Source organism: Bradyrhizobium sp. CCBAU 53351, assembly GCF_015291745.1.
In the GTDB taxonomy this organism is placed as follows: Bacteria; Pseudomonadota; Alphaproteobacteria; order Rhizobiales; family Xanthobacteraceae; genus Bradyrhizobium.
Genome location: NZ_CP030059.1, coordinates 5566178 through 5578760 on the forward strand (window position 1 = coordinate 5566178; position 12583 = coordinate 5578760).

The 12583-nt window shown below is 67.1% G+C and carries 8 protein-coding genes; 7 read left to right on the top strand and 1 reads right to left on the bottom strand.

Annotated features, from left to right (window positions below; translation table 11 throughout):
* The first annotated feature begins 747 nt into the window (after nt 1-747).
* The 7 genes from XH83_RS26465 to XH83_RS26495 all read left to right on the top strand — a co-directional run bounded on the left by XH83_RS26465 (nt 748) and on the right by XH83_RS26495 (nt 11774).
* Nucleotides 748-2235: an efflux transporter outer membrane subunit gene (locus XH83_RS26465; protein WP_246776329.1), complete on the top strand. Its 1488-nt coding sequence runs from the start codon at nt 748-750 to the stop codon at nt 2233-2235.
* A complete protein-coding gene (locus XH83_RS26470) occupies nt 2232-3464 on the top strand; it encodes an efflux RND transporter periplasmic adaptor subunit (RefSeq protein ID WP_194403619.1) in 1233 nt (410 codons plus the stop codon). The genes XH83_RS26465 and XH83_RS26470 overlap by 4 nt, the downstream gene beginning before the upstream one ends.
* 1 nt (nt 3465) lies before the next feature.
* Nucleotides 3466-5427: a MacB family efflux pump subunit gene (locus XH83_RS26475; protein WP_194403620.1), complete on the top strand. Its 1962-nt coding sequence runs from the start codon at nt 3466-3468 to the stop codon at nt 5425-5427.
* An 89-nt stretch (nt 5428-5516) separates the two neighbouring features.
* On the top strand, nt 5517-6230 hold the full coding sequence (locus tag XH83_RS26480) for a response regulator (RefSeq protein ID WP_194403621.1): 714 nt from the start codon (nt 5517-5519) through the stop codon (nt 6228-6230).
* Nucleotides 6227-7558, top strand: coding sequence for an ATP-binding protein (locus tag XH83_RS26485; RefSeq protein WP_194403622.1), 1332 nt, complete (start codon nt 6227-6229; stop codon nt 7556-7558). Before XH83_RS26480 ends, XH83_RS26485 begins: the two co-directional genes overlap by 4 nt.
* Nucleotides 7559-7617: 59 nt before the next feature.
* Nucleotides 7618-8772 carry an MFS transporter gene (locus XH83_RS26490; RefSeq protein ID WP_194403623.1) on the top strand — a complete coding sequence of 385 codons (1155 nt, stop codon included), beginning with the start codon at nt 7618-7620 and terminating at the stop codon, nt 8770-8772.
* A 155-nt stretch (nt 8773-8927) separates the two neighbouring features.
* Nucleotides 8928-11774 carry a winged helix-turn-helix domain-containing protein gene (locus XH83_RS26495; protein ID WP_194403624.1) on the top strand — a complete coding sequence of 949 codons (2847 nt, stop codon included), beginning with the start codon at nt 8928-8930 and terminating at the stop codon, nt 11772-11774.
* A 77-nt stretch (nt 11775-11851) separates the two neighbouring features.
* On the opposite strand, the gene msrA is transcribed toward XH83_RS26495, so the two are convergent.
* Nucleotides 11852-12367 (bottom strand): peptide-methionine (S)-S-oxide reductase MsrA, encoded by a 516-nt coding sequence (gene msrA / locus XH83_RS26500; RefSeq protein ID WP_194403625.1) that lies wholly within the window; start codon nt 12365-12367, stop codon nt 11852-11854.
* Nucleotides 12368-12583 lie beyond the last annotated feature (216 nt).

The window sequence follows — 12583 nt, forward strand, 5'->3', positions numbered from 1 at the left end:
GAATTGACGATGCCCTCCACCCGGTTGGGCTCGCGCGCATCTTCGAACGGGCTTGACCGTAGCAACGACGGCCAGGACCACACGGTTTTGCCGTACGCACGGCCCGCCATTTCGCCGCAGTATTTCCAACCCCGTCGACGGAGCTACGAAACTTACAGGCGAGACGAAGCCTAGCAGCGCCGCTCGTCTGCACGCGGCCGCGGGCTCACAGGGACACCCCGCCCTGCCCGCACCTCTCATGCCGACGCTGCCGCGTCCACCGCAAGCCGGCTCGCGATCAAGACGACCTCGAGATCGCCCCTCCTGGATGAGCCGGGATGGCCGACACATACGCCAAAACCGAATTTCGGTAAAGTGGAATATTTTTGCGCGAGCGGATTGACAGGGGGCCGACACAGGCGCGGACGCGTAGCCCGGATGGAGCGCCAGCGCAATCCGCGACGGGGCCGAACACTGGCGAGCGGCCTCGGAATGCGCCTTCGCTCCACCCGGGCCACGGGCTATGGGACGTCAGCCGTTCGGCCGCGCCGAGACGTCTGGCAATACCTGTTTACATTCAGCAACATTCCGGCTGCCGAAAGGCCACGATCGGCCGGCTAGTGGCGGTCGCCCTCGCTCCCCCCAGAGGACCGCAAATCTCCCCCGGACCGAGGTCCATGGATTTCAGCCGATTTGATGCCGCCATACGTGTTCGTCGCAAGTCCCCTGCCATTTGCCAATGAGGCTCCTCTTCCAAAGCCCGCGCCGTTGCGCAGCCCCAGCTCGCGCGCCGGATTGGCCTGCGCCGCGCTGTTGCTGGGCGCGACATTGGCCGGCTGCGCTGTCGGCCCGGATTACGCTGGCCCGCCCCGACTCGCCTTGCCCTCGCACTGGAGCGCCGGCACCGCCCCGCACCGGGACACCGGCAAGCTCGATCGCTGGTGGCTGCGCTTGCGCGATCCCCTGCTCAACCGGCTGATCGAACAGGCCGTCGAAGCCAATCCCGACGTTGCGAAGGCAAAAGCCGTCGTGCGCGAGGCGCGCGCTACGCTGCAACAGACGGCGGCAGGCCTGTTTCCGTCCGTGAGCGGCTCGGCGTCGGTGACCGACAACAAGACCAGCGGGACCTCCGCCTCGGCCGTCGCCGACACAGCGCCCTACACGCTGCACCAGGGAAGCTTCGATTCGAGCTGGGAGCTCGACCTGTTCGGCGGCACGCAACGGAGCATCGAAGCGGCGGTGGGCGGGCAGCAATCGGCGGAGGAGGATCTGCGCAACAGCCTCGTCACGCTGATCGGCGACGTCGCCGCTTACTACGTCGAGGCGCGTGGCTACCAGGCGCGGATCGCGCTGGCGCGGCAAACATCGGTCTCTCAGCGCGACACCGAAAAGCTGACCCGCAGTAAATACGAGGCCGGCAGCGGCAACGCTGTCGATCTCGCCAAGGCCACCGCGCAAGCCGCGAGCACGGAAGCTAACGTCCCGACCTATCAGGCGGCGCTTGCGGCCGACATTCATCGGCTGGGAATCCTGCTCGGGCGACCGCCTGACGGCGTCGCCTCGTTGATGGCCCGGTCCGCGCCCGTGCCGGCGCCGCGCATGCCCCTGCCCACCGGGCTGCCCGCCGATCTCCTGATGAGCCGCCCCGATCTCGCCAGCGCGGAGCACAAGCTGGCGCAGGCGACCGCCAGGATCGGCCAGGCCGAGGCCGACCGCTATCCCGCGGTGTCGCTGACCGGCTCGGTCGGCACCTCCGCGATACGCGCCGGCGATCTCGCCAAATATTCAAGCCTGAGCTGGTCGGTCGGGCCCTCGATCACCGTGCCGGTGTTCGACGCAGGCAAGCGCCTGGCCACCGTCAGGATTGCGGAGGCGCAACGCGATCAGGCGTTCGCCACGTTCCATTCGACCCTGCTCACCGCACTCGAGGACGTCGAGAACGCCCTGGTCTCGCTGTCGCGCGAACGCGTCCGTGCCACCAAGCTGTCGGAAGCGGCCAGGAACTACCGCGAAGCCGCACGGCTGTCGCGATCGCTGTTCGAGAGCGGCAGCGCCAGCTTCATCGACGTGCTGGACGCCGAGCGTTCGCTCTATTCCGCCGAGGATTCGCTGATCCAGAGCAAGGTGTCGGCGGCCAAATACTACATTGCACTGGCAAAGGCGCTCGGCGGCGGCTGGTCCGATCCGGTCGGCGTGTCGAGGCCGATCATCGTCGACACCAACACGGGACCTCACTTGCGAGAGGCGCAGAAGTGATCGAGATCATCACCGCCAAACGCCTGAAGATCGGCGCGGCGATCGTTGCCGTCGTAACTGCCGGCGTGGTCGCAGCCACGCGCGTTCCGGGAACGTCGAGCAAGGCGCAGTCCTACATCACCGCGCCGGTCACCGTCAGCGATCTGCGCGAGGAGGTGCTAGCGAGCGGCACGCTGAAGCCGGCGCGCCTCACCGCTGTCGGCGCACAAGTGTCGGGACGGATCACCGCCCTCAACGTCCGCGTCGGCGACACCGTCAAGGCCGGCGACGTCATCGCCCAGATCGACCCCGTCACCAAGCAGAACGATCTGCGCAGCTCCGAGGCGTCGCTGAAGAACTACCGAGCGCAGAAGGTCGAGAAGGAGGCTGCGCTGGTTCTGGCCGAGGCGAACCTCGCGCGCCAGCAGGCGACGTTGGCGCAACGCGCCACCTCCCGCAGCGATTTCGACAGCGCCGATTCTACCGTGCGGCAGACCCGCGCCCAGATCGCCGCGCTCGAAGCCCTGATCGTGGGGGCTGAAGCCAGCGTCGAGACCGCGCGCGTCAACCTCGACTACACACGCATCACCGCGCCGATCGACGGCACGGTGCTTGCCACCGTGGTGCAGGAAGGACAGACGGTCAACGCGGTCCAGTCCGCGCCCACCATCGTCGTGCTCGGCCAGCTCGAGACGATGACCGTGCGCGCGGAGATTTCCGAGGCCGACATCGTCAAGGTCAAGCCGGGGCAATCGCTCTACTTCACCATCCTCGGCGACCAGGACCATCGCTACGAGGCCAAGCTGGAGCAGATCGAGCCGGCGCCCGAATCGATCAAGAGCGACGCCAGCTTCTCCTCGACCACCACGTCGGGTTCGAGCACGAGTTCGAGTTCATCGAGTTCCACCAGCACCGCCATCTACTACATCGGCGTTTTCAACGTCCCCAACAACGAGCTCTCGCTGCGGACCTACATGACCGCCGAGGTGCACATCATCACCGGCGAGGCCAAGCGCGTGAAGGTCATCCCTGCGCTCGCGCTGATCCGGAAATCCGACGGCCGCAGTACCGTCCGCACCCTCAATACGAGGGGTGACGTCAGCGAGCGCGAGGTCAAGACCGGACTCAACGATCGCACGACGGTCGAGATCAGGTCCGGCCTCGACGAAGGCGAGCGGGTCGTCACCGGAGAGGCCAACGAGCAGACCGCATCGCGCAGCGTGTCGGGCGGCCCGCCCGGAGGTCTCTGACATGGCCGATCCGATCATCGCAATCGAGAACGTTCGGCGGGAGTTCGCGACCGGCGACGTCAGCGTGGTCGCGCTCGACGATATCTCGCTGAGCATCCGGCCCGGCGAGCTGGTGGCGATCGTCGGCTCGTCCGGATCGGGCAAATCGACGCTGCTCAATATCCTCGGCTGCCTCGATCGCCCCACCTCCGGCACCTACCGCGTTGCCGGCCAGAACGCCTCCGAGCTCGACGCCGATGCGCTGGCGGCGCTGCGCCGCGAGCATTTCGGCTTCATCTTCCAGCGCTATCATCTGCTCGGCGACCTCTCTGCCGGCGAGAATGTCGAGATCCCCGCGATCTATGCCGGGATGAAGGCCCGCGACCGCCGTGCGCGAGCCGAGCAGCTCCTCGCAAGACTCGGCGTCAACGACCGGCGAGGCCATCGCCCGAACCAGCTCTCGGGCGGACAGCAACAGCGCGTCTCGATCGCTCGGGCGCTGATCAACGACGCCGAGGTCATCCTGGCGGACGAGCCCACCGGCGCGCTCGACCGGCGCAGCGGCGAGGAGGTCCTGAAGATCCTGGAGGAGCTGCGCCGCGAGGGGAGGACGATCATCATCGTCACCCACGATGCCGATGTCGCCGCACGGGCCGAGCGCGTCATCGAGCTGCGGGACGGCAAGATCGTCTCCGATCGCCGCGCCGGAACAACGGACACCCCGGAGCGGCCCGTCACGGTAGCGCGGACGCCGTGGGGCAACGGCCCGGGCTGGTCCGCCGCGTTGCGGCGCCTGCGCGAGGCCTCGCGGATGGCGCTGGTTGCGATGGCCGCGCACCGGCTTCGCGCCTTCCTCACCATGCTCGGCATCATCATCGGCATCGCCGCGGTGTCGTCCGTGGTCGCACTCGGCAACGCATCACAGCGCAAGGTGCTGTCCGACATTTCGAACCTCGGCACCAACACGATCGAGGTGTTTCCAGGCAAGGATTTCGGCGACGCGCGGGCGAGCAAGATCAAGACGCTGGTGCTGGACGACGCCCGCGCGCTCGACCGGCAGGCCTTCATTGCGGGGGTCACGCCGACGGTTTCGACCAGCACCACGGTGCGGTATCGCGGCAACGAGTCCAACGTGCTGGTGAACGGCGTCGGCGAGAGCTATTTCAAGGTCAAAGGTGCCAAGCTCGCGAAGGGCCGTTTGTTCGACACCGAGGCGACCCGCAACATCGAGCGGCAGGCCGTCATCGACGACAATACCCGCAAGACGTTCTTCGCCGACGACCAGACCGCAGGCGTCGGCCGCGTGATCTGGCTCGGCAAGGTGCCGTGCCGCATCGTCGGCGTGATCGCCCAGCAGCAGGGCGGATTCGGCTCGAACCAGAACCTGTCGGTCTACCTGCCCTACACCACCGTGCAGGCCCAGTTCACGGGCGATCGTTCGCTGCGCAGCATTCTGCTGCGGATCAGCGACGATATCTCGACCAATCTGGCGCAGGACGCGGTGACGACGCTGCTGACGCAGCGGCACAACACCAGGGATTTCGTCATCCTCAACACCGACGACATCCGCCGCACCATCACCAGCACGACGCAGACGCTGGCGTTCCTGGTGGCGGCGATCGCGGTGATCTCGCTGGTCGTGGGCGGCATTGGCGTCATGAACATCATGCTGGTCTCTGTCTCGGAGCGGATCGGCGAGATCGGCGTGCGCATGGCGGTCGGCGCCAGGCGTAGCGACATCCTCCAGCAATTCCTGGTGGAGGCGACCCTGATTTCGTCCATCGGCGGCATCGCCGGCATCGTCGTCGCGGTGCTGCTCGGGCTCGCCGTCAACGTTGCCGTGCCGGGCTTCCAGGTCAGCTATTCGACGTTCTCGATCGGCGCAGCGTTCCTGACCTCGACCGGGATCGGGGTCGCCTTCGGCTTCTTCCCCGCCCGCCGCGCCGCGTTCCTCGACCCCGTGGTGGCGCTGAGCCGCGACTGACCCTAGGATTGCCCATGACCGCAGTGCTTCGGACGGGAGATCCGTCTGCAAATCGACCAACGACCGGCGCCCCCGATGCGATTTCAATCATGACCAGCGGCAGCCCGAACATCCTGATCGTGGAGGACGACAAGCCGACCCGCGAACTCATCTCGCGCTATCTGCGCGATCACGACTTCTCGGTCGACGCGGTCGCGAACGGCAAGGAGATGGACCGCCATCTCTCCCACGACCGGGTCGACCTGATCGTGCTCGACCTGATGCTGCCCGGCGAGGACGGCCTGAGCCTCTGCCGCCGCCTGCGGATGGACTCCACGACGCCGGTCATCATCCTCACCGCGAGGGGCGAGGATCTCGACCGGATCCTCGGCCTGGAAATGGGCGCCGACGACTATCTAGCAAAGCCGTTCAACCCGCGCGAGCTTCTCGCCAGGATCAACGCGGTGCTGCGCCGGCGATCGAGCGGCCTCGCCGCCGGCTCCGCCCCTGCCCGTCTCAAGTTCCAGGGCTGGACCATCGATCTCCGCTTGCGCGAGTTGCGCGACCCGCAAGGCGCGCAGGTGCCGCTGACCAGTGCCGAGTTCGATCTGCTGCAGGCCTTCTGCGAGCGGGCAGGACGCGTTCTCACCCGCGACAATTTGCTGAGCATGACGCGCGGCCGTCCCGGCGGAAGCTTCGGCCGCAGCATCGACGTGCTGGTCAGCCGGCTGCGCCGCAAGCTCGACCGCACGGAAGGCTCATCCATGATCAAGACCGTCCGCATCGGCGGCTACGTCTTCACGCCGCTGGTGGAGGAAGCATGAGCCGCGCCGCCGATATCGTCGCGCTGTTCAGCTTCAGGCGGATCAGCGGGCAGATCGCCGCCTTGATCCTGGGATCGCTGATCCTGATCCACGTCCTGATTGCCGGGTATTTTCTCCTCAACCAGCCGAAACTGCTGGCGGAAACGCCGCTGGAGCAGATCGAGCTGATCGTGCGGATCATCGCCAACACGCCGAAAGCCGAGCGCGCGCTCGTCCTCGACAGCGTCAGCCGAACCTTTCCAGCGCTCAAGCTCCAATTGCGAGACGGCGGCTCGGCCTCCACCACGCCGCAGTCGATGCGAACGTCCCTGACCATTCCTTCCGCACTCGGAGTCAAGGCCGAGCTCGTTCGCGGCAGCGGCGCGGAGGACGAGCGCGTCTGGTTCCACCTTCCGGGCGACGACCTGCTCGAAGCCGCGATCGGATCGCCCAAGATGCCGGCCTTCGTGAGCGGTCTCTGGACCTCGACGCTGCTGTTCCTGGTGGCGAGCCTGACGCTGCTCGGCGTCTGGGCCGGTCGCGCACTCTCCTCGCCCCTGTCGGCCTTCGCGCGCGCGGCGGAGGACTTCAGCCTGAGCCGGTCCTCCGCGCCGCTGCCCGAAAACGGCCCGGAGGAGATCAGGTCCGCGGCGAGAGCGCTCAACCGGATGCGTGATCGCATCGCCACGCTGATGAACGACAGAACCCGCATGCTGGCGGCCATCAGCCATGATCTACGCACGCCGATCACGCGTCTGCGGCTGCGTTCGGAATATATCGAGGATCCGGCACAACGCACGCAGACCGTGCGCGACCTCGACCAGATGCAGTCGATGCTGGAATCGGTGCTGTCGCTCCTGCGCAGCGAGAGCCCGGTCAAGCCGACGCTGGTGGACGTCGCGGCGCTGCTTCAAATGGTTTGCGAGCAGTTTTCGGATTCCGGATTTGCCGTGACCTATTCCGGCCCGAACAGGGCCGCCTTCGTCCTGCGGCCCGACGAAATCACCCGCGCGGTCACCAACCTCGTCGAGAATGCAACGCGCTTCGGAACCCAAATCGACGTCGCGCTGACGACGGTCGGGGACCGGCTCGTCATCGACGTCTCCGACGACGGGCCCGGCATTCCCGACAAGAGCAAGGCGGCGATGCTGGAGCCCTTTGTGCGCGGAGAGGAAGCCCGCACCATGGACGAGGCGGCCGGATTCGGTCTCGGCCTCTCGATCGCGCAGGCGATCGTGACGGCGCATGACGGAACGCTCGAACTGCTCGACAACGCGCCGAAGGGCCTGCGCGTCCGCCTGCAGCTTTCGCGGGCTGCCCACGACGATGCGGAAGCGCCGCGGACATAAAGCTGCGGCATTTGTCGGGCTTGTCGGTCATCCCGCCTCTGCTTCCCCCTGGAGTTCCCATGTCCTCTGCCGACCGGCCGGCGACGCGCCTTGCGACACGGCTTGCCTTCCTCGTCGCGGGCTTCGGCATCGCATGCTGGGCGCCGCTGGTGCCGTTCGCGAAGACGCGGCTCGGCGTCGACGACGGCGTGCTCGGACTGCTGCTGCTCAGCCTCGGCATCGGCTCTGTCGTCGCGATGCTGCTCACGGGAATCGTGAGCGCGCGCTACGGCAGCAGGCCGATCATCCTGGCGGGCGGGTTCGGCCTGGCGCTGGTACTGCCTTTGCTCGCGGTCGCGAGCTCGCCCGCGACGCTGGCCCTGGCCCTGTTCGCATTCGGCGCGGCGCTCGGCTCGATCGACGTCGCCATGAACATCCACGCCGTGGAGGTTGAGCGCGCCGCGGCGCGCCCGCTGATGTCAGGCTTCCACGCGCTGTTCAGCATCGGGGGCTTTGCCGGATCCGCGCTGATGACGGCCCTGCTGTCGCTGCAATTCGGCACGCTCGCCTGCACGCTGATCTGCTCAGCCCTGATGCTGATCGCGATGGTCGTGACCTGGCCGCGCCTGCTGCGCAACGCGCAGGCGCAGGACGGCCCGCTGTTCGTGCTGCCGCACGGATCGGTGCTGCTGCTCGCGCTGCTCGGCGCCATCACCTTCCTGGTCGAGGGCGCGATGCTCGATTGGGGCGCGCTACTCGTGATCGGCGCGGGCCTCGTCACCGAGGCGCAGGGCGGAGCCGGCTACATCGTGTTCTCGATCGCGATGACGATGGGGCGGCTCGGCGGCGACGCCATCGTTGCGCGCATCGGGGACCGCGCGACATTGCTGTGGGGCAGCCTGATCGCGATCGCGGGCTTCGTGGTCCTGCTGACCGCGCCGGTTGCGGCGGTCGCGATCACCGGCTTCCTGCTGATCGGGTTCGGCGCATCGAACCTCGTACCGGTGCTCTTCCGCCGGGCGGCCCGGCAAACGGTGATGCCGACCGGCCTTGCGGTCGCCGCGATCACGACCGCGGGCTATGCAGGAATCCTGATCGGCCCTGCCGGCGTCGGCTTCGTCGCGCATTTGGGCGGATTGCCGATGGCGTTCTGGCTGCTGGCTGCGCTGATGGGTCTCGTCACGCTGACGGCGCGCATCGTCACGGCGGATTCGCACCAGACCGCCGCGAGCTAACCCCTTCCATCTCAAGCATGATTCACGGGCCGCAGCCGACCCAAGCCATCCACGCAGGTCTGTCAGCCATGCGGCTTTCGGCCAGTTTACTGGACGCCTCGTTCTGCTAGACCACAATAAAATACCTTTTGACTCCCTCGCGGGGGCAATGGCACGTGCCAGCTGATAGTAACCAAGACTCGGTCGTTTCATTCGGGCCATTTCGGCTGTTTCCAAAATCCCGACTCCTGGAGAAGGAGGGAGAGCCGCTTCACGTCGGCGGCCGTGCGCTCGATATCCTGATCCTGTTGGCCGAGCGTCCCGGGGAAGTCATCGACAAGAGAGAGCTGGTCAAGCGCATCTGGGCCGATGTGAATGTCGACGAGGGTAGTCTGCGCTTCCATGTCGCAGCGCTGCGCAAGGTGCTCGGCGACACCGGCAAGTCGGCCCGCTATGTCCTCAACGTGCCGGGGCGCGGCTATTGCTTTGTTGCGCCGTCCACTCAAGCGGCGCCGGAGGTCGTCGCGCCTGTCGCCGCCGACATCAGTCCGCCCCGCTCGTTGCCCGCTCCGCTCGCGAAGATGATCGGCCGCGAGGCGATCGTCGAGAAGATCTCGAACGGCCTGACGCTGCATCGCTTCATGACCGTGGTCGGCCCGGGCGGCATCGGCAAGACCGTCGTTGCCGTCGCGGTCGGGCATCGACGCGCGGCGGATTTCGGCGGGCGCATCTTCTTCGTCGATTTCGGTCCACTGCGCGACGCCGGCCATGTCACGACCACCATCGCCTCCGTGCTCGGGCTGACGGTCAGCTCGGAAGATCCGACGCCGGCGATCCTGACATTCCTGAAGAGCGGACCGACCTTGCTGATCGTCGACGGTTGCGAGCATGTGCTGGACACGCTGGCGCCGATCGTGGAGCGCATCGTTCGCGAGGCGCCGCAGCTTCGCGTTCTCGCAACCAGCCGCGAGTCGTTCCGAAGCGAGGGCGAGCGGATCTTCCGGCTGTTTCCGCTGGATTGTCCGCCCGAGCGCGAGGATCTCGACGTCGCCGAGGTTCTCGCCTATCCCGCCGCTCAGCTCTTCGTCGAGCGCATCGCGCAGAGCTCCGGGCCGTTCCAGCTCAGCGCCGAAGAGGCGCCGCTCGTCGCGAACATCTGCCGGCGCCTCGACGGCATTGCCCTGGCGATCGAACTCGCGGCGGGCCGTGTCGATGCGTATGGCATCGCCGGCACGGCCTCTCTGCTCGACAGCCGCTTTTCGCTGCAATGGCGGGGACGACGCACGGCGGTCCCGCGGCACCAGACGCTCGCGGCCGCCCTCGACTGGAGCTATGACCTGCTGCCGCCGGCGGAAAGCGCCATCTTGCGACGATTGTCGGTGTTCGCCGGGCCGTTCGCGCCGGAGGCCGCCGCCGCGGTCGCGTCCGGCGACGGCCTCGGCACCTCGGAGACGCTGGAGGCGATCGACAGCCTGGTCGCCAAATCGCTGATCTCGCCATCCGGCTCGCGAGCGCTGCGTTATCGCCTGCTCGACACCACGCGCACCTACGCACTCGGCAAGCTGCGCGAGCTCGGTGAAGTCGGGCAGTTCGCGCGGCGCCATGCCGAGCATTTCCGCGATGTCTTCGAGCGCGCGGGGGCCGATACCGCGACGCCGCTGCCGGAATGGCAGAGCGCCCATGGTGGGGAGCTGGACAATCTGCGCGCCGCGCTGGACTGGGCCTTCGGGCCCGACGGCGATGCCAAGCTCGGCATTGCGCTGACGGCGACCGCGGTGCCCCTGTGGGTGCGCCTTTCGCTGTTCGCCGAATGCCGCGAGCGCTGCAGGACGGCACTGGCGGCGCTGGGCGAGGACCGCGGCAACGATCGCGTCCGTATGCAACTGCTGTCCGCGCTCGGCTGGTCGCTGATGTATGGCGAGGGCCGCGCGCGCGAAGCGCGCCCGATCCTCGAGACGACGCTCGAAATCGCCGAGCGCCTCGACGACAAGGATTTCCGGCTGCGCGCGCTCTGGGGCTTGTGCATCGACCAGTTCAACAACGGGCAGTTCGGCAAGGCCCGTGCGCTCGCCGACCGTTTTGCGAACGCGGCTGCAAACTCGCCCGACACCACCGATCTCATGCTGGGCGACCGCCTGATGGCCGTCGCGCTGCATTATCTCGGCGACCAGAACGAGGCGCGCCAGCGGATCGACCGGGTCAACGCCTCGCTGCATGTGCTGGTAGCCAAGCCGAAAATCTTTCCGCTCGATCTCAGGATATCGACGCAATATTTTCGCGCCCGCATCCTCTGGCTGCAGGGCTTCGCCGATCAGGCCCAGGCGCTCGCGGCTGAGAACATCTGGGAAGGCCGGGCCAACGGCCATGCGCTGACCTTCTGCAGCGTGCTGGGCCAGGCGGCCTGCCCGATCGCGTTCTGGTCCGGCGATTTCGATGCCGCGGAGCGCCACGGCACCGAGCTGCTCGAGCACACCGAACGCCACGCCATCCGGCTGTGGAGCCTGTGGGCCCGGGCCTTCAACGCCGCGGTCATGGCCAGGCGCGGCGACATCGCGACCGGCCTGCCGCTTTTGCGCGAAGAGCTCAATCGCGCCGGCGATGCACGCTTCCTGCCGCGCTTTCTCCCGCTGCTCGGCGAGCTCGCCGCATGTTGCCTGGAGGCCGGCGAGGTCAACCGTGGCCTCGAGATGATCGAGGACGCCCTCGCCCGTTGCAACGACCGGCAGGAGCTCTGGCATCTGCCGGAGCTGATCCGCATCAAGGCAGAGCTGATGCTCGCAAGCGCGCGGCACTCAGGGAACGCCGAGGCGCGCTTTCGCGAAGCGATCGACATTGCCGAGCAGCAGGGCGCGCGCTTCTGGCAGCTGCGCGCTGCAACCGGTCTCGCGCGGCTCTTGATGGACGCAGGCCGCGGCCCGGAGGCTCATGCGGCTCTCGGTAAGGCCTGTGACGGGTTTAGCGAGGGCAAGGAGATCGCCGACCTGCGCGCGGCCCGCGCGTTGATGAGACAACTCAGGAACTGACGCCGCTTACCTCTCCCGCTTGCGGGAGAGGGAGTGCACTTCCGGCGCGTTAGCGATCAGTCTTCGTCGTTCGCGTTTCACTCTCCCACCGCGGCCGCGCGGCGCGGCAGCTTCCAGCCGGGCCTAATGAAGTGGCAGGTGTAGCCGTCCGGATAACGTTCGAGATAGTCCTGATGCTCCGGCTCGGCCTCCCAGAATTCGCGAGCGGGCGCGAGCTCGGTCACCACCTTGCCCGGCCAGAGGCGTGAGGCCTCGACGTCGGCGATGGTGTCTTCGGCGATCTTCTTCTGCTCATCGCTCGTGTAGAAGATCGCCGAGCGATAGCTGGTGCCGAGATCATTGCCCTGGCGATTGAGCGTGGTGGGATCGTGGATCTGGAAGAAGAATTCCAGCATGGTCCGGAAACTGGTTCTTGCGGGATCGAACATGATCTCGATCGCCTCGGCGTGGCCTTCGTGGTTGCGATAGGTCGCGTTCTTCACCTGTCCGCCGGTGTAGCCGACGCGGGTGGAGATCACGCCCGGCTGCTTGCGGATGAGGTCCTGCATGCCCCAGAAGCACCCTCCGGCCAAAACTGCGCGTTCCGTCGTCATGTGATGTGCTCCCGGTTCACCAGGCGGCCCGCCCTTCAACCTGCCGCGACGCACGCGAGCACAGGGCGGGAGCCCGACATTGTCTTTGATGTCCGTTCGCTACCAAAGCCCGGACGGCCTCAGTGTTCCCGATCCGCACGGGATCGGCAACGTGCGCGAGGTGCCAGCCAGATCAATTTTGCGTCGGCCGCGGATTTCGCAAATCGTCCTCCCATT